This is a genomic window from Paraburkholderia sp. FT54 (genome assembly GCF_031585635.1).
Classification (GTDB): domain Bacteria; phylum Pseudomonadota; class Gammaproteobacteria; order Burkholderiales; family Burkholderiaceae; genus Paraburkholderia.
Genome location: NZ_CP134196.1, coordinates 960,854 through 986,666, shown reverse-complemented (window position 1 = coordinate 986,666; position 25,813 = coordinate 960,854). Strand labels below are relative to the sequence as shown.

Genomic DNA, 25,813 nt, shown 5'->3' with positions numbered 1-25,813 from the left:
ATTCCCCAGTGATTGCCTGGCGTTCAACCGCCCGTCATGCTGTGGATGGCCGGAAACAGCTGGCGCACGATCTGGATCGCCGACGGACCGATCAGCACTGTCAGCAGCGCCGGAAAGATAAAAAACATCAGCGGAAACAGGAGCTTCAAGGCGATCTTGGCAGCCTGTTCTTCAGCGCGCAAGCGTCGTTTGGTGCGCAGGTTGTCGGTATAAACACGGAGCGAATCGCCCACGCTCGTGCCGAAGCGGTCCGCCTGGATCAGCATCGCGGCGAGCGTGTCGAGATCTTCCACGCCGGTGCGCAGCGACAGGTTGCGCAAGGCCTTGTCGCGCCCTGAGCCGGCGCGCAGTTCCAGCAGCACCATGTCGAATTCGTCTTTGAGCGCGTGGCTCTTCACGCCGATTTCCTGGGTCACGCGCATCATCGCCGCGTCGAGGCCGAGGCCCGCTTCCACGCACACGGTCATCAGATCGAGCGCGTCGGGCAGATCTTCGAACAGCTTGCGCTGACGGCTTTCAACGAGGCGCGTCATCACGAGGTTCGGCAGATAGAAGCCGAGCGCCGAGGCGCTCAGCACCGTCAGCAGCAGATACATGCGTTGGTCGGCTTCGAAGGCGTTGCCGAAAAAGATCAGCGCAAGGGCCGGCAGCGTGAGCGCCAGCACCGTCTTGGTGGCGAAAAAGATGGCCGGCGCGGACGGCGTGCGGATGCCCGCGTTCGCGAAGCGCAGACGCAGCGCCGACTTGTCCCAGTCCTCTTTCGGCAACGACAGTTTGGCGACCCGCTCGGACACCTTCGTGACGGTCTCGACCCAGCTCTTCTGCGCGCCGGCGTCGGCTTCACCAGGCGCGCCCGGCTGGCCGAGTTCCTCGATGCGCCGCTGCACGGGATCGGGACGCAGCAGCGTCATCGCCTTGAGCGCCGCGCCGAACACGACCAGGAACATCACCCCCAGCAACACGATCTGTTCTATTTTCATGGTCTGCGGGCCGCGCCCGCGCTCCTCGTGTCGAAAGCAGTCGTCTAGATATGGATGCGCACGACTTTGCGCATCCATAAGATGCCGAACAGCATCATCGTGATCGCCACGCCGGCGAGCTGCACGCCGGCCGGGTCCTTCCAGAACACGCTGATGTACCCCGGATTGAGCAACGTCAGCAGTCCCAGCAGCGCGAACGGCAATATGGCGAGCACCCACGCCGACAAGCGTCCTTCCGCGGACAGTACGCGCACCTTGCCGAGCAGCTTGAGCCGCTCGCGAATGATGCCGCTGATGCTACCGAGAATCTCCGCCAGATTGCCGCCCGCCTCCCGCTGGATCAGCACGGCGATCACGAAGTAGCGCAGGTCCTCGACCGGCACGCGGCTCACCATGTTCAGCAGCGCGTCGTTCATGGAAACGCCGTAGTTGATCTCGTCGAACACCAGCGCGAATTCGCCGCCGAGCGGTTCGGGCAGCTCCTCGCCGACCATGCCGAGCGCTGCCGGAAAGGAGTGTCCGGCGCGCAGTGCGCGGGCGACCAGATCGGCTGCGTCGGGCAACTGGCGCTCGAGTTGCCGCACGCGCCTCGTGCGCTTGCGGCGCAGAACCATGGTCGGCAGCAGGCTGGCCACTGCGGCGAACACACCCAACACCAGCGCGGGCGCGTGCAGCACTGAGCCGGCAAAAACGCCGGCGACCGCGCACAGCAACGTGTAAGTGATGAAGCGTGCCACCGACCACTTGAGCCCGGACTGCTGCAACTGCCGGTCGAGCGCATGCACGCGCGGCATGCGTAACAGCAGGTTCGTGACGAACGGCGACTCGCTCAGCATGCGCTGCTTGAGAATCGAGAGCTGTTGGCTGCTCACATTGCCGCCCGCGGACAGCGCGCGAATGCGCTCGTCCATGCGTTTGACGTCCTTGCCGTGGTGGCTGCTCCAGAACAGATAGACCGCCTCGATGGTCAGCACCACCGCGAGAAACGCGAGCACCGCGAAGCCGATAAACGACGTGTTCATGTCCCTCTCCTCAAACCGGGTGCGCGTTCATACTTCGAAACGCCGTGCCGGATCGAACATCTGGTCCGGCAGCACGATGCCGAAGCCCGCCAGCCGCTCGCAGAACTTCGGCCGCACGCCGCTCGCGCAGAAATAGCCTTTGATCATGCCGTTTTCGTCGACGCCGGTGCGCTTGAACATGAAGATCTCCTGCATGTTGATGATGTCGCCTTCCATGCCGGTGATTTCCTGAATGCTCATCAGCTTGCGGCGCCCGTCGGTCAGACGCGACGCCTGCACCACCACGGTGATCGCCGAAGCGATCTGCTGACGGATCGCCTTGATCGGCATTGTCAGACCCGCCATGCCGACCATGTTCTCGAGACGCGTGAGTGCGTCGCGTGGCGTGTTCGCGTGCAGCGTCGCCATCGAACCTTCGTGGCCGGTGTTCATGGCGTGCAGCATGTCGAGCGCTTCGGCGCCGCGCACTTCGCCGAGCACGATGCGGTCGGGGCGCATCCGCAGCGCGTTGCGCACCAGCGAGCGCTGCGAGATTTCGCCCTTGCCTTCGATGTTCGGCGGCCGTGTTTCGAGCCGCAGCACGTGCTGCTGGCGCATCTGCAATTCGGCCGCGTCTTCGATCGTCACGACTCGCTCGTCCTCGGGAATGAAGCCGGAGAGCAGATTGAGCAGCGTGGTCTTGCCGCTGCCCGTGCCGCCCGAAATCAGCACGTTCAGCTTCGACTTGATCAGCGCTTCGAGCAGTTGCGCCATCGAGGGCGTGAAGCTCTGGTTGTTCACCATGTCGGTGACGGTGAGCGGATTCACCGCGAAGCGGCGAATCGACACCAGCGGTCCGTCGATCGCGGACGGCGGAATGATCGCGTTGACACGCGAGCCGTCGGGCAGGCGCGCATCGACCATCGGCGTGGATTCGTCGATCCGGCGGCCCACGCGCGAGACGATGCGCTCGATGATCTTCATCAGATGCGCGTCGTCGTAGAAGGTCACGTCGGTGTGTTCGAGGCGTCCGCGCCGTTCCACATACACATGCTGCGACGTGTTCACCAGAATGTCGGAGATGGTCGGATCGTTGAGCAAGGGTTCGAGCGGGCCGAGGCCGACCATTTCGTCGTGCACGTCCTGAGCGAGACGGCGGCGCTCCAGTTCGTTCATCGGAATCTTGTCTTCGTCGACGATCCGCTCCACCAGTTGCGCCAGTTCGCGCTTGATCTGCTCGGGCGACAGGCGTTGCAGCTTGTCGAGCTCGACCCGGTCGATGATCGCCTGATGAATGTTCATCTTGAGCTGCTGATACGCGCGCCGCGCCGCGAGGCTGTCGGCGGCTGCGCCGGCCGCCGCCGCCGCGGGAGTGGCGCTGTCGAACGGCAGGGTGCCGCTCTGGATCATCAACTGTTCGCGCAATGACATGGTGCTCTCCGCATTCTTTTCGATGGCAACCGGCTTGAACGGATTCAGGCCGCGTGTCCAGACTTCAGTGTCCCGGCTTCAGTTGCGGCGGCGAATTCGGCCGGCCGGGGAAGAGACGCCCGAGCACGCTCTTGCGCGTCGCAACCGGCAACGGCCACAGCAACGTGGCCAGCTGCGCGATGCCCTGGGCGAGCGCGCCGCCCTTCGCGCCGGTGACGAGCGGCACGCCGTGATTCAACGCCTCGGTGGCCTGCTTCTCGTCGCGCGGCAAGTGATGAGCGACCTTCGCGCCGAACGTTTCTTCGAGCGTCGCCAGGTTGATGCGCGCGCTCTTGTCGTACTGGTTGACGATCACTTTCACCTTGCTCGCCGGATAGCCCAGCTCCTTGAAGATGTCGAGCATGCGGCGGCCCGCATGCAGGTACAGAATGTTCTGCCGCACCACCATGCAGATCGAGTCGCTGTGATCGAGCGCGTGGATCGCGAGCGGATTGATGTTCTGGCCGACGTCGATCAGCACCGCGTCGTATTGTTCGCGCACCAGCGTGAGAATCCGTTCGAGATGCGCGGCGCGCAATTCGCCTGATTTGACCGGATCGCCCGCGCCGGCCAGCACGTCGAGATTCGCGTGCACGTGCATCACGCAAGATTCGAAGAAAGCGGCGTCGAGCCGCTCGATCTGCGAGCACAGGTCCGCGAGCGTGGCGGGCGGCGCCTTGTCGGCGACCAGCAGGCTCGCGTCGGCGAATTGCTGGTTCAGGTCGATCAGCAGCGCGCGCTTGTCGCGCAAGGCGGCCAGCGCGTAAGCGAGATTCACGGCGATCAGGGTGGTGCCGCTGCCGCCCTTGCAGGAAGTGAACGACACCACGCGGCCGTCGCGTCGCACGCCGGCGTGCTTCTTTGCCGAGACGTGGGCGAGCGCGTCGGCGATCTCGCTGTCGTCGAGCGGCCAGGACAGCACGTGCCGCACGCCGACGCGCATCGCCGTCATCAGCAGCGTGGTCGACGGCGCCGGCGTGACCAGCATGCAGTGCAAATTCGGCGCGTGCGACAGCACCTCCTCGACGCCGCTCAGATCGCGCGGCGTCAGGTCGGCGTCGTCGACGATCAGCAGATCGGCGCTCTTGATCGCCGCGGCGTGCACGCGCAACTGCTTCGCCGTGCCGTGCAGCGTACGCAGACGAAACGCGATGCCGCTTGCCTCGAGACGCGCCGCGATCTGCGGCGCGCGCTCGGCGCTGGACGAAATCAGAAGGGTGTCGATCATGGTAAGTCTCCGCTGGCGTTAAATCTTGACGCCTGGTTGTGTCGCTTCAATACCCATTCGATGAGCCGATGCCGATCGTGAAGGCATTGGTCGGCGCGGGCGGCGCCGTGAACGATTTGGCGTAGCTCTTCTGCGCCGCGGCGGCCGCCGTGCCGTCGATACCCGCGACCGGATCGGTATTGGCCGAGGCGTTCGGGTTGAGCGTCTGCATTTCCTTGATCTGATTGACCGAGTCGCCGAACGTCGCGTCCCAATGCGGCGTCGAACTCAGGCAGCCGGCGAGCGCGGCGCTCAAGCCGGCGCCCAGCGCCGCGCGGATCAGTGTCTTGGTGCTTGTCATGTCGATCTCCGGTAGGCCGCGCATTACCGCGAGGCGTGTGAGTCACTGGTTTCCGGCGCGGCCGGGATCACGGCCACGGACGCAGCCGCGCTCGGAGCGGGTGCGGGAACCGGCACGGGCGCCGGTGCCGGTGCCGAAGCCCCCGTAGCCGGCGCGGCGCGCTTCTCGCCTTCCATGTGGCCGGTCAGGTACACGTTCGCTTCGCTGGCGTCGCCGAAGTGGTCGGTCGGCAGCGGATAGTGCTGCGGCAGCGGTTTGGCGAGACGCGGCGTCACGACGAACACCAGTTCAGTCTTGTCCTGTTCGTAGCTGGTGCTGCGAAACAGCGCGCCGAGCACGGGCAATTCCGCGGCGCCGGGCAAGCCCTTGATCGTGCCGGTCACGTTGCTCTTCAGCAGGCCGCCGATCGCGAAGCTCTGCCCGTCGAACACCTGCAGCGTGGTGGAGGCGCGCCGCGTCGTGATCAGCGGCAGGATCGAGGTCGTGTTCGAGTTGCCGGCGCTGACCACCACGCCGGTGGACGACAGTTCGGACACCTCCGGCGCCACCTTCAGGTTGATGCGGCCGCCTTCGAGCACGGTCGGCGTGAAGGTCAGGCCGACACCGTATTGCTCTTCCTGCAGCACGATGGTCGTGCCGCCCGAACCGTTGCTTTGCGGCACCGGAATATAGACTTTGCCGCCCGCGAGGAAACTCGCTTCCTGGCCGCTGATCGCCATCAGGTTCGGCTCGGCGAGAATCTTCACGAGCTGATCGGTTTTCTGCGCGTCGATGGCCATCTTGAGCGGCGAGTTGTTCGCTTTGGATGCAGTCAACGCGCTGAGGCCGCCCGACAGGTAATCGGCCAGCAAGCCGAAGCTCCAGCTGCCGATGCCGCCGTTGATGTTGGCCGCTACGCCGAGCTGGTCGATCAGCGTCTTCGAGACTTCGGCGACCTTCACTTCGAGCATGACCTGCTGCGGCGCGGCCACATGCATCATGTTGATGACGCGTTCGCCGCTCGCGCTACCGAGCGACGGCGCCGGCATGCCCATCGCGCGCGGTGCGGCGCCGACCGGCAACGGGCCGCTGCCCATCGGCGCGGCGCCTTGCAAGGCGGTGGTCGGACGGGCCACGAAGGCGCGCGCCAGTTCGAGCACGCGTTCGGCCTTGACCGCGTCGGAGACCGTGCCGGTCAGCACCAGCGTATCGGCGGCGGCCTTCACCTGAATGCCGGTTTCCTCGGGCATCAGCGCGGCGAGGGTTTGTTGCAGCCCGCCCGGGTCCGCGCCGACGCTCACGTCGATGATCGTGCAGGAGCCGCTGCGCCCTTGCACGATCATGTTGGTGGTGCCGACGTCTGAGCCGAGCAGATAAAGCGTTTGCGGGGACACGAGCATGGCCTGCACGATCGACGGATTGCCGACGGTGCGGCTCTTCACCGGTTCGCGCACATCGACCATCGCGGATTTGCCGACCGGGATCGTCACCGAGCTATGTTCGGCGACCGGGCCGCTGCAATTCGGCCCGCGGGCAGCTTGCTGCGCGCCGCCGGACGACGCGCCCGGGCCCATGCCGCTGGCCGCGATGGTCAGGCGCACCGAACCATTCGACGCCAACGTGAGCGGCACCTCCGGCAGGCCTGGCGCACCCGCCGCCGCGGCGTTCTGGCCGGCCGCCTGCGCCACTGGCAGCATCGTCAGATACATGCCCAGCAGCACACAGGTGCAAGCTTCGGCGATCCGGGTGCGGCCCCATGGCGAGCGCGAATTCGCTTCGCGCTGGCCGAGCGGGTGCCGCGGCGCGCTAGCGCGCTGAGTGGTCCTGGCGTTCATGTCCTACCCCCGTTATGTGCCGCATTTTTTACGTGCTGGTGTGAATGTCAGTCACGCATCGGTCACGGCTTGCAGGCTCGAGCCTGTCAAAAGCATTCTTGTCTTGCGTCGGCGCCGTCGAGTACCCGCACACAGTTGGCCGGTGCGTGCGCCGCGACTTTGCGCACGATGCGCGCCGGCTTCGGTTCGGGTGCGGGCACCACGGCGACCGGCGTTTGCAGCAGGCTGGCCTTGGTGGCGCCGGCGGTGTCGATCGCCTTCGGATCGATCTGGTTGCGCAGCACCAGCGACAGCGTGCCGATGCTGCGTGCAAGGTCGATCTTCTCGGCCTGTTCCGGCGACACTTCGAGTGTCACCGCGTCGACCACCTTCGGCTTGGTCTCGTCGCGGCCGACTTCCTGCGCGACGGCAAGCACGAGAATCTTTTCGAGCACGATCTTCGAGATGTTCTGATCGCGCTGGGCGCCTGGATCGCGGCCATCCTTCTGCGTGTTGACGATGATGTCGACGTAATTGCCCGGCAGCGCGAAGCCCGCCACGCCGATCACGTCGTTCACGCGCACGGTGATGGCGCGCTTGCCTTCGCCGATCACCGCCGAGAGGCCGCCGAGCGTGCCGACCGGCGTGAGTTTCGCCTCGAGAATCGGCTCGCCGTGCAGCAGGCTTTCCTTCAGCACGCGGCCGTCGAGTTTCTGAATGTCCGTGAAGGAACCGGGCGGCACGCTATTGGACGGCCAGTCGGTGAGTTTGAGGAAATCCGGGCCGATCCGCTGACCGAGATTGATGTCGGCTGCCGCCACCACGACCCTGGTCGTGGCATTCGACGACTGCGAGACCATCCAGCGCGAGGCGAACACCACCGCGGTGAGGCCCGCCAGCGTCGCGATCAGCAGCATCGTTACAGCGCGCGCGTTTTTCATTTTCAACCCCCGATTTTTGGCCCTGCTCCGGCACGCGTCACACGCTGGCGAACAACACGCATGCGCTGCCTATTGCTATCGCGACGCCGTATGGCATGGTCCCCGTCGCACTGCTTTCAGCCACACTGCCCGACTTTCGCGGCGCGCCGTTGCCCGGCGTCGCGCAGTTGATCACCAGGGCCGCCACCTCGCTCAGTCCGGCGCGCATCTGGCGGCGCCGAAGCCATATTGCGAGCGACCCGATTCCACCGATCACACAGGTCGCCAGACCAATTTCGAGTGCGCCGTAAGCGCCGCAGAAAGCGCCGATCGCCGCCATCAGCTTCACGTCGCCCGCGCCCAGCAGCCGCATTGCGTAGCCCGGCAGGAAGATCGCGCCACCCGCGAGCATGCCGCCCAGCCACATCGTCATTCCGTCGACACCGCCGTGCGTGAACCACTGCACCGGTATCGCCACGATCAATCCCGCCGCCACCAGCCAGTTAGGAATCCGGCGCGTTTGCATGTCCCACAGAGCGGCGACGAGTACGAGCGTCATCACGCATGGTCCAACCGGAAAAGGAACCCCGTTCATTGCCTGCTCCGTTCCAAGGATCGAATTGCCCTTCTTTACTGGAGTCGATTCGTTCAGCGCGAGACCGTCGCTACCCTGTCCCGAAGGACCGTCGAAACAGGGCAAACGATCGGATTTGCGCCTGTTGTCGCGTCAGGCCGGAGCGACCACGCCCGCCAGCGAGGCCGTGATGATGCCGAAAATGGCGCTCACCCGTGCGCCAAGCGCGGTAACCGCCACAATGATCGCCACCGCGATCAGGCCGGCCAGCAGGCCGTATTCGATCGCTGCAACGCCGTCTTCTTCGCGCAGAAATTGTTGGATCGTGTTCTTCATGCTAACCCCCGTAGAGTGAAAGTTGACTTCGGTTCGTGCCATTTGCAGCCGCCTGAAAACAGGTGTGCCGAAGCGGCGTTCAAGCCCGTCACGAGGACGGAAAAAAGTGGCGAGGTCAGCGCTACTTCGTCACGATCATGAGTGGCCGATACCCCGTATCGATCACCCGTGTCGTTGTTTATGGACATCCGTTTTTCGTTGGCCTCGCCGCACCCCGTAAAACGCGTGGACTTCCCCGAACGCGATTCACGAAGACTGTTGTTGCTGCCGGGATCTTTTTTGCTGCCTTGTCTAACTGCTCGCTGCGTCCCGGCTGCAACGTGTTTCGCTTTGTGACTCTCTATTTGCAACGGGTATGCCAGCAGGCCTCAAAGCCTTGCCAGGCAATAATTGGCGAGTTAGCGGAGGGTGCCGGAGAGAGTTCGCAACACGCGATGATTCGGATTTGAGACGCCGGAAAGTGCCGGGCCGAAGCCGTCTGGCCATGCATCTCGCATAATTCCTGGAGGATGGAAAACCCCTAGGACCATTGGCTGGCAATGGTTTGACGAATGCTTCGGTCAAATATGCTGCGATTGAGCCGACAAAAGCAGGTTTTACTGTGCGCGTCCGCGATGTTGCAAACGTGAGACGGACTGCCCGAGAGCGGCACGTCGGCACGGCGGCGAAAAGCGAGATCCGCTCGCTTCGCTATGTGGGGTAGCGCGCATTGCGCGATTGACGGTGAATCGCCCCATCGCTCTCGCGTGCGATGAAACGCCAGGGATCGATGCCGTGGCGGAAGATTTTTTTGGATGACGCGAGGAAAGCATCGATTGCCCTCGGACGAAGCGCTGCGCCTTGCTGGTGGCGCTTGTCACGGCGATTCGGGGGGCATGCCCGGCATCGCTTGTTTTGCGAGCGGACGACAAAAATTCCTTGGAACGCGAGCGCCGTATCGACCTGCATAGTGAAAAAGGCCAACGCGTCCGGGTTCGTTCAGCCCTGCGAGCCGGCCGCATAAAGTGACACTGCTCGACGCGTTCGCCGCTGCCGACACTGCACGACCGTCGCGGCATTTCGACTGCCACGATGTGCGAGGCGATCAAGGGCGGGCTGACCTGAACGTGAGAGGGACGACGCCGGCCCGCGGCGGTCGTCGTCCCATCCGGCCTGCGCGACTGAGCGGATCGACTCGCCCGCCGCCACGCCGACCATAAACGCCTGAGTTCAGCCCGCAGCCACGACGTCGATCCGCAAAGCTTCCCCACCCGCCGCGATCGCGAGCAGGATGTCGACGTTCGGGTGCGCGCCCGGACGGTTGCGTGCATCGGCCGTGTGCTCGGCGAACACGACGAGGCCGTGCTCGGCCGCCTTGGCGTCGAGCGCGCCGAACGTCTGCCGCAGATAGTTGTACACCGCGAGCGACCCCTGCTTGCCCGGCTTGTTCTCGATGCTGGCCACCACGGCGCCCTTGCCGTCCACCAGATCGATACGCGCGATACCGTCGATGCCCGGCATCTGCGCGAGGTTGTCCTTGAATACGCTGCCCGGTTGAATCATTGAAACCACTCCTTCTGTTCGGAAAATTAAAACGCGGGCCGTATCTTATCCGATAGGGTGACGCAGTACATTCGGGCGCACGGCCTTCAGGGCGTCCAGCGATACACGACGATGCTCGAGCCGTTGTAGTTGTCCTTCGTGATCACGTACTCGCCCGCGGCTCTGAGATACGCACGCAGGCCGTACATCGAATCGACGTCGTTGCCGACATCCACGGCTCCCGGATTCGAGTTGATCAGCGTGGTGACGAGCTGGCCGGTGGTGAGATTGAAGGCGTCGATATTGGGCACCGTGTGCACGTAGCCGACGAACAGATAGTTGCCCGCCGCCGTGATCGACTTGGGATTGGCGCTCGTGAGATTGATCACCGGATCGGGCCGCGTCGTGTTGCCCGCGCTCCAGCGGTGATAGACCTCGATGCGCGACTGCATGGCCGTCCAGTCCCAGCTTCCGGCAATGCCTTGCGCGAGGATCATGGTGTCGCTCTCGGGCAGGTAGACGATGCGCGTGAGCGGCCGGATGCTCTGCGGAATGGAGATCGTGACGGCCGGGCCCCAGGTCGGTTTGCCGTTGCCGTCGAAGCCGCTCAGCGGATAGTGGTAGATGTGATTCGTCCGGTCCAGACCGGCCCACACGTCGCCCCTGCTGTCGATGCAAAACCCGCCCGTGACCTGGCGATCCGTATTGAACGCCGGCCCAGGAATCGACGCGTCCGGAATCGCGATGTAGCCGCTCGCTGGGTTGAAATGAAAAAAGTAGAAGATGCCCGGGTTCTGCCCGGACGCCACCAGTATCCGGTTGCCGCCGACCGTGACGAGCTGGCCGAAGTGTTCGTCGCGCTGCGTGTCGTTCATGTTCAGACGCGGGTCGGACGGATACGTGAACGGGTCGACCGTGTTCGCGACGAAGGTGCCGCCAGCCGTGCCGGTGTAAATGTGCGTGCCGCTGAAAAAGTAGGCGCCGTCCGTCGATGGGTCAGGAGCCGCGACCGCCTCGAAGTTGAGCGACTGCAGCTGCCACTCGAGGTTGCCCGCGCTGTCGTACGCGTGAAGGTCGGTCGCGCCGTTGCGTCCCAGGTCCCAGCCGCCGCCCCACGGATTGTTGAGCACGTACAGGTTGCCGGCGGCGTCCTTGCCGATGCCGGTCACGCGTGTGAAGCGCTTGTCGCCCACCTGCCCCTTGATGCCGCTGGTGGTGTCGAGATAACCGCCCTGAATGCCGAAGGTCCCAGCGAGGGTCGGCGTTCCCGTGATCGAGTAACGTTTGATGTTCATGTCCGGCCCCTGGTCGCCCACCATGAGTTGCGCGGACGCGGCATCGAAATACAGCGCGGACGGCCGCGACGTCGCCGCCATCTGGATGGTGGTCAGCAGCGCGCCGCCCGGACTGAATTCGACGACGGTGCCCGCGCTCTGCTGCGCGACCCACAGATTGCCCACGCTATCCAGCGCCAGCGCGCCCGGGCCCGATACCTTGATGTCCTGCTGCCAGACGCCGTCGGTCGTGAAGACCCGCACGCGATTGCCGTAGAAGTCGCTCGCATACAGCAGTGATCCCGCGGTCGCGAGGCCGGTGATGACATCGGCATGCGGTATCGCCGTCCACACACTGACGGGGATGATCAGGTCGCGCGTCTGGGTGGCGCGGTTGTAGCGTCCCACCGAGCCACTGCCGAACGACCTGTTGTATTGCAATGCTGCGAAGATCGACGTGGCGTTGCCGGTAATGGCGCTGCCCTGAAAGTCGGCGTGCGTGCCGATCGAGCCGACACTCTGGCCGTTCTGATAGATCGCGACGCCACCCTCGTTCTCGTCCCACAACGAAGCCGTGTAGATCACGCCTTCCGGCGCGACCCACATCGAACGCGCGGTGTTGCCCACATGCGCGGCGAGTGTGCCGAACGTATTGCCCAGCCAGTCGGTGGTGTATTGCGCGTAACAGGCCTGCGAAAACATGACGATCGCCGCGCACAGGAGCGTGGCACGGATGCGGTGTTTGACCATGTAATGCTCTCCGAACAGCCAATTCCCGACAATGTACTCGCCAGATATGAAAAGACGGTGATTGATATGAAGTTATAGTCGTGGCACGGCAGTAAAGCATGCAGAGTGCATATAAATGGAAATGGGCCGTCCGCAAGCAAGCGGAACACCCCTCTTTTTTCGCACTTTACCGAGAACGGATCTCAGGCGCACAATCTCTGCGAACAGGACGGCCCGCCGTCTTCTCCGGTCATTCAGACCGTTCGCGCCGGCGCGGCATCCGGCGGCAAACTCACCACGGCGCGCCACGCGCGCCTCCATTCGGAAAGCCCCATGAGCAATAAGTCGTCAAGCAGACGTGAAGACCTGGTGGCAGGCGGGAGCCGTCACCACCAGATTTTTCCAACGCTCGATGAACGTCAGTTTGCGGTGCTCGAGCGATACGGCGAGCGGCGCCGGCTGAAAGCGGGCGATCTCCTGTTCTCCGAAGGCGACCGGCACATCCCCATGTTTACCGTCGTCTCCGGCATGATCGAGGCGACGCGAGGCGCCGGCGACAAGCACCACGTTCTGGGCACGCACGGCCCCGGCTGCTTCACCGGCGAGGTAGGAACGCTCGCCGGCCGCGGCGCGGTAGCGAGTGCACACGCCGTTACCGATTGCGAAGTGATCGTGATCGACGAGGAATCGCTGCGGGCGCTCGTCGTCGCGGAAGCGGAGTTGAGCGAAACGATCATGCGCGCCTTTATCCTGCGGCGCGTCGCGTTCATTCAGGATCAGCACGGCGGGCTTCTGGTCATCGGCAGTTCGGCTTCCTGGAGCACGCTCGTGCTGCGGCATTTCCTTAGCCGCAATGCGCAGCCTTTCGCCTACTTCGATATCGTCGAACACGAGGAAGCCAAGGGACTGCTCGAACGTTATGACGCAACGGAAGCCGATATACCGCTGATCGTCACCCTGCAAGGCAACGTACTCAAACAGCCGACCAACCGGGCGGTGGCCGATGCGATCGGTCTGAGCCCCGACCGGCTGAACGGCGAACGGTTCGACGTAGTCGTGGTCGGCGCGGGACCGGGCGGTCTCGCGGCCGCGGTGTACGCGGCCTCAGAAGGACTCAGAGTCGCGGTTCTCGACACCAAGGCGCCCGGTGGCCAGGCCGGCACCAGTTCGAAGATTGAAAATTACTTTGGATTCCCAACCGGCATCTCGGGGCAAGCGCTGGCCGGCCGCGGACTGTCCCAGTGCCGCAAGTTCGGCGCGGAAGTCGGCGTGCCCATCGAAGTGCTCGGCATCGAGTGTGAAAACGCGCCGCCCTTTCACCTGCGCCTCAATTACGACGAGCACGTGTATGCCAGCGCGGTCGTCATCGCGACGGGCGCGCGCTATCGCAAACCGTTGTTGCCGCGCCTCGAAGAGTTCGAAGGAAGCGGCATCTATTACAGCGCGACCTACATGGAAGCCGCGTTCTGCAACAACCAGGAACTGGTCATCGTCGGTGGCGGAAATTCGGCCGGGCAGGCTGCGGTGTTCCTGTCGGGATTCGCGCGCCACGTGCATATCGCGATTCGCGGCGACGGACTCAGCGCGAGCATGTCGAACTATCTGATCCGGCGCATCGAAGCGGCGGCGAACATCAGCGTTCATGTGCGCACGCAGATCGTCGAATTGAATGGCGAGGCCCAACTCGAATCGATCAAGTGGGACACTCAAGGCCGCATCGAGGAGAAACCGATTCGCCATGTGTTCCTGTTTCTCGGCGCACAGCCGAGTACCGGCTGGCTCGGCGATTGCGTCGCGCTCGACAAACACGGTTTCGTGCTCACCGGTCCCGACGCGATTCCGCAGTGGTCGTCGGACCGTCCTCCTCACTATCTGGAGACGAGCCGGCCCGGCATCTTCGCCGTGGGCGACGTGCGCAGCGGCTCGGTGAAGCGCGTTGCGGCAGCCGTCGGCGAGGGCGCGGCCGCGATCCAGTCGCTGCATCAATATCTGGCGCTGAACAGGTAAGGCCGGGCGCCGCGAGCGCCTCGCGGCCGGCGACGAGCGCAACTACGCCTTGCGCAGATTCCTCAACATCAACCGCGCTTCCAGACCGCCGCCGGGACGGCTGTGCAGTGTCAGCGTCGCGTCCATCGCCATTGCAAGTTGCCGTGCGATGGCAAGGCCCAGCCCGGTGCCACCCGTATCGCGATTGCGCGAGGCTTCGAGCCGGTAGAACGGCTCGAACACCGCTTCCAGCGACTCGGCCGGTATGCCGGGGCCGCGGTCGAGCACCGCGATCAGCGTCTCTCCGCCGGGCAACACGGTCGCTGCGATCTCGGCCGCGCCGCTGAACTTCAGCGCGTTGTCCACCAGGTTGCCGAGTATGCGGCGCAATGCCTGCGGACGCGTCACCAGCGAATTGCCGAGCCGCCCTTCCAGGCTGACCGCCTGACCGGCGTCCACATAGTCGCAGACGAGGCTGTCGAGCAGCGCGTCGGGATCGACGCGGCAAGGCACCTCGGTTGCGCCATGCAGCGTGCGCGCGTACGTCACGCCTTCCTTCACCAGGCTTTCCATTTCCTGCAGATCCTGGCGCAGCTTCGCGCCCTGCGCGTCGTCGTCCATCACGTCGACGCGCAGGCGCATCCGCGTGATCGGCGTTTGCAGATCGTGCGAAATCGCCGCGAGAATCTGCATGCGTTCGGTCATGTAGGTGGCGATGCGGTCCTGCATCGCGTTGAAGGCGCGCGCAGCGCGCGATACCTCTGATGGCCCGTCCTCCGGCAAGCGCGCCGCCTTCAGGTCGGGGCCGAGCGTATCCGCGGCGAGCGCCAGTTGATGCAACGGACGCGTGGCGAGACGCACCGCCAGCCAGCAACACGCGACCAGCACCGCCAGTTGCAACGCGAGTACGAGCGGCAGCCAGCGCGACAGCGGCGCGCCCGACATGGGCCGCATATCGATCGTCAGCGGCGTGCCGTCGCTCAGTTGCAGATGAACCTGCAGGCGCTCCTTGTCGCCGGGGACGGCATTTACCGTCAGCGGATAGTGGGTGCCGATGCCGTCAGCGATGGACTGCGCCACGCGCTCGGACAGATGCGCATCGATCGGGCTGCCGGTCATGCCCGGACCGAGAATGAACTCGTAGCTGCGCCGCGCAAGCCGTGGCAGCCACTGCGCGCGTTCGCCAGGCGGCAAATGATCGAGCAGCGCCACCGAACTGCTCACTTCGCGCTCGATATAACCCATCATCACGTTGGTCATGGTCTGGTCGCGCTCGGTCAGCGTGAGCCAGAACGACAGCGTCTGCGCCAGCGCGAGGCCGACGAAAAGAATCAGCGCGAGCCGCGCGAACAGCGTGCGCGGCCAGTGCAGCCAGGACCAGCGGTTCATTGCGTGTCCTCGATAGCGGTCACCGCCGCGGAAAACACATAACCCTCGCTGCGCAGTGTCTTGATGTAACGCGGTTCGCGCGCGACATCACGCAACCGTTGACGCAGACGGCTCACCATCAGATCGATCGAGCGGTCGAACTGATCGGCTTGGCGTCCTTGCGTGAGATTGAGGAGTTGATCGCGCGTCAGTACGCGTTGCGGGTGATCGAGAAACACGCGCAGCAGGCGGTACTCGGCGCCGCTTAGCGCCACCATGGTGCCTTCGGCATCGAGCAGATGGCGCGCGGTGGTGTCGAGGCGCCAGTCGCCGAAGGCCAGCATCGGCGCCGATTCCGTCACCTGCATGCCGGGCGGCAGCATGCGGGCGCGGCGCAGCACGGCGCGAATGCGCGCGAGCAATTCACGCACGGCAAAGGGTTTGGGCAGGTAGTCGTCGGCGCCCATCTCCAGGCCGACAATGCGATCGGCTTCCTCGTTGCGGGCCGTCAGCATCAATACCGGCACCGCACGGAATTTGCCGGCGCGCAGTTCGCGGCACAGCACCAGACCGTCTTCGCCCGGCATCATCAGGTCCAGCACGATCAGATCGGGCGCGCCCTGCTCCAGCGCCGCGCGCATCTGGCGGCCATTCGCCGCGAGCGACACGCGCATGCCGTTCTTCTCGAGATAACCTGCGAGCAATTCGCGGATGCCGCGGTCGTCGTCGACAATCAATACGTGATCGATGGTTTCCATCAACGCATCATCTCTTTTGGCGTTTCAACTGCACCCGGCCCGCAACCATCAATGAACACTGCACCGGATGCGCCAGTTCGGCGGCAACGCCGCCCGTCACGAAGACGACGATAGCCAGCAGGCGTCTCATGCGTCCTCCAGCACGGAGAGGCTCGCGCCATCGGCGACCCCCGCTTCCAGACTATACGGATCGACGCCCTCAAGGCAACCGATGTTGACGCGCCACTGCTGCGGGTCCTTGCGCGTCTGATGAAACGGATAGATACCGCAGTGTTTGCAAAAATAGTGCCGGGCCACTCGCGTATTGAACTGATAGAGCGTCAGCGAATCTTCGCCGCTCAGGATCTTCAACTCGCTTGCCGGAAACAGCGGCGTCATCAATGCGCCCTTGCGGCGGCACAGGCTGCAGTTGCAGCGCCCGGCCGGGGTGACCGGGGTACGCACTTCGAATTTGACGGTCCCGCAGTGGCAGGATCCCTGCAGCAAGTCGGCGCTCATGGTGCTCTCCGTGATTGGCAATGCCTGCTTTATAGCCTGGCTCGCCCGGCGAATTGTGTCGCAGTGTATCTGCACCTCGTCCAGATACACAACATTGCACCCGCGCGGTTTGGACGACACATGCCAGATACCTGCGGACGCTTCAATACGGTCATTCGCGGCTGACACGCGAACTGCCGTTTTTTAGCCTCATCCTGAAAGGACCCTGACATGCTCTCCGCCTCCAAGATCAAAACGCTCGCCGTTGCAACCGTGATCGCCGCCGCAGCCGCGAGCGGCCTTGCCGCCTTCGCGGGGTCGCCCGAACCGGGCGCGCCCGTTCTCGCAGCCAACGCGCCCGCGCCCGAATTCACCGGCATTTCGCAATGGCTCAACAGCGATCCGCTGACCTTGCAGCAACTGCGCGGCAAGGTGGTGCTGGTCGATTTCTGGACCTACACCTGCGGCAACTGCATCAACACGCTGCCTTACGTGAAAAGCTGGAATCAGAAATACAAGGATCAGGGGCTGACGGTGATCGGCGTGCATACGCCCGAGTACCCGTTCGAGCGCGACACCGACAATGTAAAGACCGCCATCAAGCGCTTCGGCATCACTTATCCGGTCGCGCAGGACAATCGCTATGCGACCTGGAACGCGTACAACAATCAGTACTGGCCGGCTTTCTACCTGCTCGACAAGCAAGGCCGGATCGTCTACACGCATTTCGGCGAAGGCGACTATGCGAAGACGGAAGCGAAGATTCAAGCCCTGCTCGCGCAGCAAGGATAAACGCGGCTTCGTATCGGAATGTATCCGCGGTTTCCGGCGATACACAACATTGCAATTCGCCGCCTTCTCGACACATGCCCGATACACCCGCGCGGTTCAATACATCAACGCCGCTTCTCCGGGAACAATCGCATCGCAGCAAGTCCAGGTCGACCTCTGCTCGTGCTTTCCGATTCGCGGACGTCTCTTATCCAACCGTTCAAGGAGAACGATATGAAAGTTTCCATGATTGCTTTGACTCTTGCTGCCTGTGTGGTCGGAAGTGTTGCTCACGCCGCGGTTGCTCCGGCCTCGACCTCCACCGTGGATGCTTCGCAGATCGCACAGGCCGCGCAGCCGCAATGGTCCGCGAGCGCGGCCAGCGTCACCTCGAAAACGCGCGCACAGGTTCGCCGGGAACTCGTGCAAGCCGAGAAAGATGGTCAGCTCGCCAACTTGAACCGTTCGCTCTATATGGGTAGCTGAGTAGCGGTTTAGCGACGACGTCGCGAGGAGCGCGCGAGGCGCTCCGCATGTGCAGCGAAGCGCGCGTTAGCCCATTCTCCACCGCGGCAATTCAGTACTCGACGAGAATGGTCACGCGCCGATTCGCGGCGCGCGCAGCCGCGTCGTCGCCGATGATCAAGGGGAAATTGTCGGCCCGGCCGATCGCGGCCATTCGGTGCGCTTCGATGCCTTTGTCCGCGAAGAAGCGAACCACCGCCCCTGCCCGTGCAGAAGACAGCTCCCAATTGGATTCGTATTTCGCCGTTGAGATAGGCAAACTGTCCGTGTGCCCTTCGACGAGGATGTTGTTCTTCGATCGGTCACGCAGCACGCCGGCAATCTGATTCAACACACCGAATGATTCAGGCAACAAACGCGCGTCGCCGGAGTTGAACAGAATTTTTGCGTTGATGGCGATTTCCACGCCGTGAGCCGCGTTCGAAATCGTAATCTGGCGATTGTCCTTGAGCGGCTCCAACAGCGAAAGAAGCCGCATCTTCGAAGCATCTGGCGTAGCGAACGTCGCCTCCGTCACCACGTGACGCTCCAGTGCCTTGATTTCAAGCTCCCTCGTTTTTGCCAGCTGCAGCACATAGAGCGCAAGGAACAACACCATCAACGTGGTGATGAGGTCCGCGTAAGAAATCCGCCAGCGACCGGACTGCTCCTCGCCTTCGTCGCCGGCATCATAGCCGGTCTTGTCCGCCGTGAGGCGCTTCTTACCCGAGGAGGTGTTCATACTCGAAACGCCTGCGTCCGAAGTTACGTGTGATGGGTCCCGACCCGCTTGTTATCCGCACGACCGGAACCCGCTAGCCCAGCAATTCGGCTGATCTTTCCCTCACGTCGCCCGCGAGCCGTGTTTCGATGGTGTGAGGCGACTCCTTGCGCGAGATCGCGAGCAAGCCGTCGAGATATAACCGTTTGAAGCGCAATTCGCTGTCCACCTGCGCCCTGATCTTTCCGTACAAAGGCAAAAAGACCAGATTTGCCAGCGCAAGACCGTATAGCGTCGCGACGAAAGCCACCGCGATGCCTTGCCCGAGTTGCGCGGGCTCGAGCATATGGCCGGTCACCTGAATCAGACCGAGTACCGCGCCCAGAATGCCGAACGTCGGCGCGTAACCGCCCGCCTGTTGCCAGATCCGCGCGGCCGCCATGTGATTGCGCTCGTAGGCATCCAGTTCGCGCTGCAAGGCGTCTTCCAGCACGGCTGTCGATACGCCGTTTGCCAGCAACTCCAAACCTCGCTTGGCGAATGGATTGATGCCGCCCGCCTCGATCGACTCGAACACGAGCATGCCGTTCAACTTCGCCTGATCGCCCCACTCGAGCAGGACGGACAGGCTCTCGCGATCGACCTGTCGCGCCTTCACAAAAGCCAGGCGCAGTTGCTTGATGCCGTCGTAAAACCTCGCCCAGGTGTTCTGAATCATCACCGCACCGAAAGTACCGCCGAGAACGATGACGAATGCCTCCAGTTGAAACAGCGAAGTAAAGTGGCCGCCCTCGAGCGAGAAGCCAGCGACGATCGCCGTTACGCCGAACACCGCGCCAAAAAGCGTCAAAAGATCCATACGTCCTCTCGAATGGCCGCCCGCGCTTTCGAAGCTCGAAGTCGACGCTGCCGGCCGTTTGCGTGTTGCGCGTCAGGCATCCAGATTGGAAAGCGGCGCGGCCGCGGCCGTCGGAGCTTTGATCGCGCGCACGGTTTCGAGGAAGCGTTCTTCGATCTCGGCAATTTCGAGCGGATCGATGTTGATCTCACGACGCATCACCCACGAGACCTCTTTCTTTCTCGCCTCGGTCATCACCGAGAGCAGGCGTTCGGCGATCGGCTGACCTGTCACGGCGGAAAGCAGCTTCGCGAGGTCGTATGTGTCGAACGCACTCACCGCTTCGAACAACGTTCGCTGGTCGACGAACTCCAGATCGTCGAGCGACTTCAGGTCGTCCGGACCGCGAGTATTGCGGCGCGAGAAATAGCTGATGCCCTTTTCTTCGACATAGTTCAACACCTTGGTCTTGCGAAACGCAAAGATGTCTTCCGCGATCTCCGCGTGAGACAACTTGTTGAGAATCACCTTCTTCTCGACACCGATCAAGGCTTCCAGGTCGTCAAGCTCGATCAGTTCCAGCTCGCTGCTGATGGACAGATCGAGATCGTGGTCCGCCACCTGTTGGGCACGCTCGGTGATCCGCACCGGATCGAACGTGACCAGCTGCCGGCTCATGGCGCCGTCCTGCGCCGAATAGCGCGCCGACGTATTGCTCAGACGATCGGACCGGCCGGGTTCGAGCGAGACGAGATTGAGTTTCTCCATCCGTTTGAGCATGGCCAGCACATGCGGACGCGAATGTCCGGCAATCGCATGGCACTTCCTGATCACATCAGGCAAAGGCACCGAGAATTCCTCGCCTTGCCCGCGGCGCATGCGGCCGTCCGGTCTGTCGGCGTTCTCTCCACCCGCCATCAAGGCAAGAACATGCGCATACGACAGGACGCCCGGCAGGAAGTCAGCGTGCGTATTAGTGGCGAGGATATCGTCCTTTTTTTTCACCCGCCGGATCAGCGTGCGTACGATATGGCGGAGCAACGGCGAGACGCGCTCGAGTTCATCCTCCACCACGTTCGCCGCAATGACGGTCAATTGGCAGAAGCTTAGTGCCTTCGCGGTGTGCGCCCGTGGTTCGGGCGGCAACAAGGCCGCCTCGCCGAAAAACTCGCCTTTGCCTAGCGTGGCGAGAATCACTTTCTTCTCGTCGCACTGCGTGGAGATTTCGACTTTGCCATCTGCAATGACGTAGACGACGGCGTCGCCCGCGAAGCCTTCGGAATAGATGACTTCGCCCGGAGCCGCTGTACGCGACCATGGCGATCGTTGGTGATTCAAGATTGATTCCCCCGAAAAGGCAAAACGCAAAGCTTTAGTAAACGTAATCCTCAGACTTAACGGCGCAAACGTTTGGGAGCCTTACTGGATAAGGCTTGGCGCAGTACTGCTTTTTTCTGGCAACGTCGTTCCCTGACAAAATTCCAGACGTTGCCGTGCCGCGACGTTCAGGCAAATGTAAGAATCAAATTTTTCACCACAATCGCGGAAAATTTTTGGAATAAGCGGAAATCCCATGTGTTCGCCCCTACAAGACAGCGACGAACGCTGCACGGTAGGTGACCAAATAAGCATGTACGCGCTGCTCTCATTGCAAGCGGGTCATGTTGATGAACGGGCAAAGACGTAGCCTCATTTAATTCACAAGGCATCTTCAATCTTTTACTAGTTAGGCATCCAAATGAAAAGCAAACTTTCCATCATTCTCTCGCTGATCGTCCTCGCTTCGGCAGGTTTCGCTACCCAGGCCTCGGCGAAGGAACATATGCACACGAGCACGCAGCAGTGTGTCGGCCCCGCAGGTTTCTGCACCCCGTACTTCGGCAGCTAAAGCAGCACACTTTCCCGGCAATCGTTGCCCCTCTCATCGCATTACGAAGGAATTTTTATCATGAAAAAAGCTCTTGTTTGTTTCGCTCTCGCCGCTGGCGCACTGACCGCTCCCGTTCTGAGCTTCGCACAATCCAATGCCCCCGTCACACGTGCCGAAGTGCGCGCCGACCTGGTGCGCCTCGAACAGGCGGGCTACCACCCCTCGCTTGCGGAAGACGCTAATTACCCGGCCTCGATCCAGGCCGCTGAAGCGAAGGTCGCCGCGCAAAACGCGCCGCAAACGACGCAGTCGTCGTACGGCGGCGTGACGCAGAACGGGAGTTCTTCGTCCGGCATGCGCACGCACGCATCGACGGACTCCAGTTGCGTCGGCCCCGTCAGCTTCTGCAACGTTTACTTTGGCAACTGAATGACGCGTATCGGGAATCCTGTTTCGCCCTTCATATCGACAGGATTCCTATTTTCTACAAGTTTTTAATAATGTTTCTCCAGAAAAATTCCTAACTCAATAAGCCGGAGTTTGTCATGAAAGTTTTGCCGCTCGTCGCCACGGCCTTGTCGTTGTCAGCCGCCCTTTTTGCATCCACGGCCGCGATCGTGCAAGACGCCAAACCGCTGAACGCGCCGGTCCACAACATTGTTCTTGTCCACGGCGCATGGGTGGACGGTTCGGGCTGGAGACCGGTCTATGACCGACTGACCAAAGACGTTTATCACGTCACCATCGTGCAGGAACCGCTGACCTCGCTCGATGACGACGTCGCCGCGATCAAGCGCGTTCTCGATCAGCAGAACGGCCCGACGATCCTCGTGGCTCACAGCTACGGCGGCTCGGTCATCACCGAAGCCGGCGTGCACCCGAACGTAGTGGGTCCGGTGTACGTGGCCGCGCACGCGCCGGCCGTCGGCGAAGATGAAAGCGATCTCGGCCTGTGGCACCGCCGCCCGGCCCAGATCAAGACTCCAGCCCCCGCCGACGCCCTGTCACCTCTCGCAGCAACTTACTGAACTGACTGCACTCCTGCCATCCGCACCTCTCGCGAGGCAACGCAGCTAGCAGCAGTTTCAGCACAAAAAAAAGCCCGCTTTCGCGGGCAACCCTTCTCGACACAACACACAATCGCCTCAACCCTTCGTCGCCCCGAACGTCAAGCCGGCGACAAAATGCTTCTGCATCGCAAAGAACATCGCTACTGAGGGCAATGCCGCGAGAATCGATCCCGCCGAAACAAGATTCCACGCCGTGGTCCACTGCCCTTTCAATGCGGCCACGCCCACGGTAATCGGCGCGGCGTCGTCGCCTTGCGTCAGACATAGTGCCCAGAAGTAGTCGTTCCAGACAAACGTGAACACGAGAATCGCCAATGCCGCGAGCGCCGGGCGGATCAACGGCAACACGATCTTGAAGAACACCGTCCACTCATTCGCGCCCTCGATGCGCGCCGCCTCGACCAGTTCGAACGGCAACTGTTTGATGAAGTTGCGCAGAAACAGCGCGCAAAATCCCGTCTGAAACGACACATGAAACAGAATCAGCGCGCTGACGGAATTGAACAGACCGAGTTGCAACGACAAATCCCGCACCGGAATCATCAATACCTGCACCGGGACGAAATTCCCCGCCACGAACGTCGCGAACAAGGTTGAATTGCCGCGGAACCGGTAGATCGCCAGCGCGAAGCCGGCCATCGCCGCCAATGCAATCGAGCCCACTACGGCAGGCACCGTGATCAATACGCTGTTCCAGAAGTAATGCAACATCGGCGATGTGGTCAGCGCCTCGCGGTAGTTGTCGAACATCGCGAAATGCTTCGGCCATCCCCAATAGTTGCCCTCGCTCAACTCTTCGGTCGAACGCACGGACGTGACCAGCACGGCGATCATCGGCAGCAGCCAGATCAGGAGCGCGACCGGCAACGTGAGTTTGTACATGCGGCGAGTGGCCGGCTTCCATTTGTCGATGGGAATCGGAAACATGATCGGCTCCTTATTGCTCGGTGCGCAGCATCCGCCGCAAGTGATAAACGATGTACACCAGCATGATGGCGAACAGCACAACTGCCACCGCCGCCGAATAGCCGATCCGGTAGTACTTGATCGCCTGGTCGTACATGTAATACGCGAGCACGGTCGAGCTTTCGAACGGGCCGCCGCTCGTCATCACCGAGATCAGATCGAAACTGCGCAGTGCGCCGATGATGGTCACGACGATCGCCATGAAGGTGGTCGGCCGCAGTTGCGGCAGAATCACATGCCACAGCATCGACCAGCCGCGCGCGCCTTCCATGCGCGCGGCCTCGATCTGTTCGGCGTTCAGCGACGTCAGGCCGGTCAGGTAGAGAATCATGCAATAGGCGGTTTGCGGCCACAGCGCCGCGAACACGATTCCCAAGGTCGCATAGCGCGGGTCGCCGAGCACCGGCACGCCGTGGCCGAGAACCTTGGCGAGCAGACCGAAAGTCGGGTCGTAAAACCACGAGAAGATCAAACCGACCACCACGCCCGACAGCACGAACGGTGCGAAAAAAAGCGATTTGACGATACGGATGCCGGCCACCGCCTGATTCAGATACAACGCCACGGCGAGTCCCATGGGCGGAGCGAGCAGGAACAGCAATAGCCAGATGAGGTTGTTCTTGAGCGCCGTGTAGAAGGTCTGCGCATGGAACAACTCCACGTAGTTCGCGAGGCCGACGAACGACGGCTCGCTCATTCCGTCCCAGTTGAAAAAGCTCAGGCGGATGGTCGACAGGATCGGCCACACCACGTAGATGGCCACCATCACGCAGGCCGGCGCGAGGAACAGAAAAGCGGCGCGCCGCTGCCGGCGCGCAGTGGGCGACGGACGGCGGCGCCGTACAGCGCCGGGTTTGCCGCCGCGCAAGGCACCGCCCGGCGTGGGCAAGCCCGGGCCGCCGGGTTCGGCAGGACCGCCGACAGTGTGACGGGTGACGGAATGCGACACGATCGTTCTCTCCAGATCGGAAATGCAACGGAAGGCGGCCTCGCGGCCGCCACCGCTCACTTCTTGTAGATCCGCTTGCGCGTCTGCTCGAGTTGCGCGAGCACGTCGTCGAGCTTCGTTGGGTCGGAGATGAACTGCTGCATCCCCTTCATGCCTTCGTCCGCCATTTCCTTGGTCATGTCGCGATCATAGAACTGCGCGATGCCGCCCTTGGTGTTCGCAAGAATCTGGAAGCCTATCCTGGAGATCGGATCTTCCGGTTCCGGCGACTTGCTGTTAGCCGACAGCGAGCCGAGCCCGGCCGCCAGTTTCGCGCCGATTTCCGGTGTCTCGACGAACGCAAGGAACGTGTGCGCATCCGCCTTGTTCTTTGCCTTCGACGGAATATGCAGCGACTCGACCGGACCGTCTTCGGCGGTCGGCACTTTCGCGTCGATGATCGGGAACTGGAAGTAGCCCATTTCCGGCTTCACGTTCGGCGGAAAACCAGCGGTGATGAACGTGCCCATCAGCATCATCGCGGCCTTGCCCTGGAACAGGAACGGCTGCACCGAATCGAGATCGTAGGAGAGCGAGTTGTCGATGAAATAGCCCGCGTCGATCAATTGCTTCCACGTCGTGTAGACCTTCTTCACGCGTGGATCGGTGTACGCAATCTCGCCCGCCATCAGCTTCTGATGAAACGCATTGCCGTTCAAACGCAAGTCGAGGTAATCGAACCAACCCGCGAGTGTCCATGAGTCGCGGCCCGCTACGGCAATCGGCGTGATGCCTGCGGCCTTCAACTTCTTGCAGTCTTCGAGAAACTGATCCCACATTTTCGGCTCGCCATTAATGCCGACCTTCTGGAACAGGTCCTTGCGGTAGAACATACCCCACGAGTAGTAAACCGTCGGTGCGGCGTACTGCTTGCCCTTATACGACGACGCTTCCCTGGTCGACGCATACATGTCGTTCCAGCCGTTCTTCGCCCAGTCGCCGCTCAGGTCTTCGAACAGGCCGCGCTGCGCGTAATAGGCCATGCGTTCGCCGTCGTGCCAGTTGACGATATCGGGCGCGACTGTCGTCAGCCAGCCGGGCAGTTGCACCTTGTAGGCTTCTTCGTCGACGAACGAGACCTTCACGTCGATGCCGGGATGCGCCTTCTTGAAGTCGTCGATGACCGACTGCCAGACCGCGCGCTGGCTCGCACCCTTGAACGCGATATTGGCGGTGAGCGTGCCCGCCTGGGCCGTGCTGACGGCTGACGTTGCCAAAGCCGCGCCGGCCAGCGCGAGTGCCAATAGAATCTTGCGTGGTTTCAGTTTCATGTTGCCTGTCTCCTTGATTCCTTGATTTTGCGTCGTTGTCGTTGCTGCATGGAATTTCG

27 protein-coding genes are annotated in these 25,813 nt (G+C 62.5%); 6 read left to right on the top strand and 21 right to left on the bottom strand.

The genetic code is table 11. The features are described from left to right. Positions 1–23: 23 nt before the first annotated feature. The 11 genes from RI103_RS23930 to RI103_RS23880 form a co-directional block, all read right to left on the bottom strand. A complete protein-coding gene (locus tag RI103_RS23930; protein WP_310818065.1) occupies positions 24–980 on the bottom strand; it encodes a type II secretion system F family protein in 957 nt (318 codons plus the stop codon). 44 nt (positions 981–1,024) lie between these two features. Further along, positions 1,025–2,002 (bottom strand): type II secretion system F family protein, encoded by a 978-nt coding sequence (locus RI103_RS23925; protein WP_310818064.1) that lies wholly within the window; start codon positions 2,000–2,002, stop codon positions 1,025–1,027. Between the two features lie 27 nt (positions 2,003–2,029). Next, complete coding sequence (locus RI103_RS23920; RefSeq protein ID WP_310818062.1) at positions 2,030–3,412, bottom strand: CpaF family protein; 1,383 nt, start codon at positions 3,410–3,412, stop codon at positions 2,030–2,032. Between the two features lie 64 nt (positions 3,413–3,476). Beyond that, complete coding sequence (locus RI103_RS23915; RefSeq protein ID WP_310818061.1) at positions 3,477–4,679, bottom strand: AAA family ATPase; 1,203 nt, start codon at positions 4,677–4,679, stop codon at positions 3,477–3,479. 46 nt (positions 4,680–4,725) lie between these two features. Continuing rightward, positions 4,726–5,019, bottom strand: a complete 294-nt coding sequence (locus tag RI103_RS23910) for a hypothetical protein (RefSeq protein WP_310818060.1) — start codon at positions 5,017–5,019, stop codon at positions 4,726–4,728. Positions 5,020–5,042: 23 nt separating this feature from the next. Further along, positions 5,043–6,833, bottom strand: coding sequence for a type II and III secretion system protein family protein (locus RI103_RS23905; RefSeq protein ID WP_310818057.1), 1,791 nt, complete (start codon positions 6,831–6,833; stop codon positions 5,043–5,045). Positions 6,834–6,919: 86 nt separating this feature from the next. Continuing rightward, the gene (gene cpaB / locus RI103_RS23900; protein ID WP_310818056.1) at positions 6,920–7,753 is read right to left on the bottom strand and encodes a Flp pilus assembly protein CpaB; all 834 of its coding nucleotides are present in this window, start codon (positions 7,751–7,753) and stop codon (positions 6,920–6,922) included. Positions 7,754–7,790: 37 nt separating this feature from the next. Then, positions 7,791–8,327, bottom strand: coding sequence for a prepilin peptidase (locus RI103_RS23895; protein ID WP_310818055.1), 537 nt, complete (start codon positions 8,325–8,327; stop codon positions 7,791–7,793). A 132-nt stretch (positions 8,328–8,459) separates the two neighbouring features. Further along, entirely contained in the window at positions 8,460–8,642 is a 183-nt protein-coding gene (locus RI103_RS23890) for a Flp family type IVb pilin (protein WP_310818054.1), read from the bottom strand. 1,209 nt (positions 8,643–9,851) lie between these two features. Continuing rightward, positions 9,852–10,184 (bottom strand): DUF2322 family protein, encoded by a 333-nt coding sequence (locus RI103_RS23885; RefSeq protein WP_310818053.1) that lies wholly within the window; start codon positions 10,182–10,184, stop codon positions 9,852–9,854. A gap of 86 nt (positions 10,185–10,270) precedes the next feature. Beyond that, complete coding sequence (locus tag RI103_RS23880) at positions 10,271–12,187, bottom strand: SMP-30/gluconolactonase/LRE family protein (protein WP_310818052.1); 1,917 nt, start codon at positions 12,185–12,187, stop codon at positions 10,271–10,273. A 312-nt stretch (positions 12,188–12,499) separates the two neighbouring features. Here RI103_RS23880 and RI103_RS23875 point away from each other — a divergent pair, with 312 nt between their 5' ends. Continuing rightward, positions 12,500–14,173, top strand: a complete 1,674-nt coding sequence (locus tag RI103_RS23875) for an FAD-dependent oxidoreductase (RefSeq protein WP_310818051.1) — start codon at positions 12,500–12,502, stop codon at positions 14,171–14,173. Between the two features lie 42 nt (positions 14,174–14,215). Here RI103_RS23875 and RI103_RS23870 read toward each other — a convergent pair whose 3' ends face one another. From RI103_RS23870 to RI103_RS23855, 4 genes are read right to left on the bottom strand one after another with little or no spacing between them, the layout of a single operon-like run. Next, complete coding sequence (locus RI103_RS23870) at positions 14,216–15,541, bottom strand: HAMP domain-containing sensor histidine kinase (protein WP_310818050.1); 1,326 nt, start codon at positions 15,539–15,541, stop codon at positions 14,216–14,218. Next, positions 15,538–16,278, bottom strand: a complete 741-nt coding sequence (locus RI103_RS23865; protein WP_310818048.1) for a response regulator — start codon at positions 16,276–16,278, stop codon at positions 15,538–15,540. The genes RI103_RS23870 and RI103_RS23865 overlap by 4 nt, the downstream gene beginning before the upstream one ends. A gap of 7 nt (positions 16,279–16,285) precedes the next feature. Further along, entirely contained in the window at positions 16,286–16,408 is a 123-nt protein-coding gene (locus tag RI103_RS23860) for a hypothetical protein (protein WP_310818047.1), read from the bottom strand. Next, positions 16,405–16,776 carry a GFA family protein gene (locus RI103_RS23855; RefSeq protein WP_310818046.1) on the bottom strand — a complete coding sequence of 124 codons (372 nt, stop codon included), beginning with the start codon at positions 16,774–16,776 and terminating at the stop codon, positions 16,405–16,407. The genes RI103_RS23860 and RI103_RS23855 overlap by 4 nt, the downstream gene beginning before the upstream one ends. Before the next feature lie 210 nt (positions 16,777–16,986). Between RI103_RS23855 and RI103_RS23850 the strand changes: the two genes are divergently transcribed. Both RI103_RS23850 and RI103_RS23845 read left to right on the top strand, forming a co-directional pair. Then, positions 16,987–17,547 carry a thioredoxin family protein gene (locus tag RI103_RS23850; RefSeq protein WP_310818045.1) on the top strand — a complete coding sequence of 187 codons (561 nt, stop codon included), beginning with the start codon at positions 16,987–16,989 and terminating at the stop codon, positions 17,545–17,547. Between the two features lie 213 nt (positions 17,548–17,760). Further along, positions 17,761–18,012, top strand: a complete 252-nt coding sequence (locus RI103_RS23845; protein ID WP_310818043.1) for a DUF4148 domain-containing protein — start codon at positions 17,761–17,763, stop codon at positions 18,010–18,012. A gap of 91 nt (positions 18,013–18,103) precedes the next feature. On the opposite strand, the gene RI103_RS23840 is transcribed toward RI103_RS23845, so the two are convergent. The 3 genes from RI103_RS23840 to RI103_RS23830 all read right to left on the bottom strand — a co-directional run bounded on the left by RI103_RS23840 (position 18,104) and on the right by RI103_RS23830 (position 20,927). Then, positions 18,104–18,772, bottom strand: coding sequence for an OmpA family protein (locus RI103_RS23840; RefSeq protein ID WP_310818041.1), 669 nt, complete (start codon positions 18,770–18,772; stop codon positions 18,104–18,106). A 73-nt stretch (positions 18,773–18,845) separates the two neighbouring features. Further along, on the bottom strand, positions 18,846–19,610 hold the full coding sequence (locus RI103_RS23835; protein WP_310818040.1) for a flagellar motor protein: 765 nt from the start codon (positions 19,608–19,610) through the stop codon (positions 18,846–18,848). Between the two features lie 72 nt (positions 19,611–19,682). After that, the gene (locus tag RI103_RS23830) at positions 19,683–20,927 is read right to left on the bottom strand and encodes a Crp/Fnr family transcriptional regulator (RefSeq protein WP_310818039.1); all 1,245 of its coding nucleotides are present in this window, start codon (positions 20,925–20,927) and stop codon (positions 19,683–19,685) included. Between the two features lie 400 nt (positions 20,928–21,327). On the opposite strand from RI103_RS23830, the gene RI103_RS23825 reads away from it, so the two are divergent. From RI103_RS23825 to RI103_RS23815, 3 genes are all read left to right on the top strand, one after another. Continuing rightward, positions 21,328–21,477, top strand: coding sequence for a hypothetical protein (locus RI103_RS23825; RefSeq protein WP_310818037.1), 150 nt, complete (start codon positions 21,328–21,330; stop codon positions 21,475–21,477). Positions 21,478–21,537: 60 nt separating this feature from the next. After that, positions 21,538–21,888 (top strand): DUF4148 domain-containing protein, encoded by a 351-nt coding sequence (locus RI103_RS23820; protein WP_310818035.1) that lies wholly within the window; start codon positions 21,538–21,540, stop codon positions 21,886–21,888. 116 nt (positions 21,889–22,004) lie between these two features. After that, positions 22,005–22,487: an alpha/beta hydrolase gene (locus RI103_RS23815; RefSeq protein ID WP_310818033.1), complete on the top strand. Its 483-nt coding sequence runs from the start codon at positions 22,005–22,007 to the stop codon at positions 22,485–22,487. A 117-nt stretch (positions 22,488–22,604) separates the two neighbouring features. Here RI103_RS23815 and RI103_RS23810 read toward each other — a convergent pair whose 3' ends face one another. Genes RI103_RS23810 through RI103_RS23800 form a run of 3 tightly spaced genes read right to left on the bottom strand, consistent with a single transcriptional unit; the run spans position 22,605 to position 25,754 of the window. Further along, entirely contained in the window at positions 22,605–23,456 is an 852-nt protein-coding gene (locus tag RI103_RS23810; protein WP_310818032.1) for a carbohydrate ABC transporter permease, read from the bottom strand. A 10-nt stretch (positions 23,457–23,466) separates the two neighbouring features. Beyond that, positions 23,467–24,444 (bottom strand): sugar ABC transporter permease, encoded by a 978-nt coding sequence (locus RI103_RS23805; protein ID WP_310818031.1) that lies wholly within the window; start codon positions 24,442–24,444, stop codon positions 23,467–23,469. A gap of 56 nt (positions 24,445–24,500) precedes the next feature. Next, a complete protein-coding gene (locus RI103_RS23800; RefSeq protein WP_310818030.1) occupies positions 24,501–25,754 on the bottom strand; it encodes an extracellular solute-binding protein in 1,254 nt (417 codons plus the stop codon). Positions 25,755–25,813 lie beyond the last annotated feature (59 nt).

Coding starts and splice junctions, on each gene's coding strand:
- RI103_RS23930 (WP_310818065.1), bottom strand. CDS start 980: ATGAAAATAGAACAGATCGTGTTGCTGGGGGTGATGTTCCTGGTCGTG.
- RI103_RS23925 (WP_310818064.1), bottom strand. CDS start 2,002: ATGAACACGTCGTTTATCGGCTTCGCGGTGCTCGCGTTTCTCGCGGTG.
- RI103_RS23920 (WP_310818062.1), bottom strand. CDS start 3,412: ATGTCATTGCGCGAACAGTTGATGATCCAGAGCGGCACCCTGCCGTTC.
- RI103_RS23915 (WP_310818061.1), bottom strand. CDS start 4,679: ATGATCGACACCCTTCTGATTTCGTCCAGCGCCGAGCGCGCGCCGCAG.
- RI103_RS23910 (WP_310818060.1), bottom strand. CDS start 5,019: ATGACAAGCACCAAGACACTGATCCGCGCGGCGCTGGGCGCCGGCTTG.
- RI103_RS23905 (WP_310818057.1), bottom strand. CDS start 6,833: ATGAACGCCAGGACCACTCAGCGCGCTAGCGCGCCGCGGCACCCGCTC.
- cpaB (WP_310818056.1), bottom strand. CDS start 7,753: ATGAAAAACGCGCGCGCTGTAACGATGCTGCTGATCGCGACGCTGGCG.
- RI103_RS23895 (WP_310818055.1), bottom strand. CDS start 8,327: ATGAACGGGGTTCCTTTTCCGGTTGGACCATGCGTGATGACGCTCGTA.
- RI103_RS23890 (WP_310818054.1), bottom strand. CDS start 8,642: ATGAAGAACACGATCCAACAATTTCTGCGCGAAGAAGACGGCGTTGCA.
- RI103_RS23885 (WP_310818053.1), bottom strand. CDS start 10,184: ATGATTCAACCGGGCAGCGTATTCAAGGACAACCTCGCGCAGATGCCG.
- RI103_RS23880 (WP_310818052.1), bottom strand. CDS start 12,187: ATGGTCAAACACCGCATCCGTGCCACGCTCCTGTGCGCGGCGATCGTC.
- RI103_RS23875 (WP_310818051.1), top strand. CDS start 12,500: ATGAGCAATAAGTCGTCAAGCAGACGTGAAGACCTGGTGGCAGGCGGG.
- RI103_RS23870 (WP_310818050.1), bottom strand. CDS start 15,541: ATGAACCGCTGGTCCTGGCTGCACTGGCCGCGCACGCTGTTCGCGCGG.
- RI103_RS23865 (WP_310818048.1), bottom strand. CDS start 16,278: ATGGAAACCATCGATCACGTATTGATTGTCGACGACGACCGCGGCATC.
- RI103_RS23860 (WP_310818047.1), bottom strand. CDS start 16,408: ATGAGACGCCTGCTGGCTATCGTCGTCTTCGTGACGGGCGGCGTTGCC.
- RI103_RS23855 (WP_310818046.1), bottom strand. CDS start 16,776: ATGAGCGCCGACTTGCTGCAGGGATCCTGCCACTGCGGGACCGTCAAA.
- RI103_RS23850 (WP_310818045.1), top strand. CDS start 16,987: ATGCTCTCCGCCTCCAAGATCAAAACGCTCGCCGTTGCAACCGTGATC.
- RI103_RS23845 (WP_310818043.1), top strand. CDS start 17,761: ATGAAAGTTTCCATGATTGCTTTGACTCTTGCTGCCTGTGTGGTCGGA.
- RI103_RS23840 (WP_310818041.1), bottom strand. CDS start 18,772: ATGAACACCTCCTCGGGTAAGAAGCGCCTCACGGCGGACAAGACCGGC.
- RI103_RS23835 (WP_310818040.1), bottom strand. CDS start 19,610: ATGGATCTTTTGACGCTTTTTGGCGCGGTGTTCGGCGTAACGGCGATC.
- RI103_RS23825 (WP_310818037.1), top strand. CDS start 21,328: ATGAAAAGCAAACTTTCCATCATTCTCTCGCTGATCGTCCTCGCTTCG.
- RI103_RS23820 (WP_310818035.1), top strand. CDS start 21,538: ATGAAAAAAGCTCTTGTTTGTTTCGCTCTCGCCGCTGGCGCACTGACC.
- RI103_RS23815 (WP_310818033.1), top strand. CDS start 22,005: ATGAAAGTTTTGCCGCTCGTCGCCACGGCCTTGTCGTTGTCAGCCGCC.
- RI103_RS23810 (WP_310818032.1), bottom strand. CDS start 23,456: ATGTTTCCGATTCCCATCGACAAATGGAAGCCGGCCACTCGCCGCATG.
- RI103_RS23800 (WP_310818030.1), bottom strand. CDS start 25,754: ATGAAACTGAAACCACGCAAGATTCTATTGGCACTCGCGCTGGCCGGC.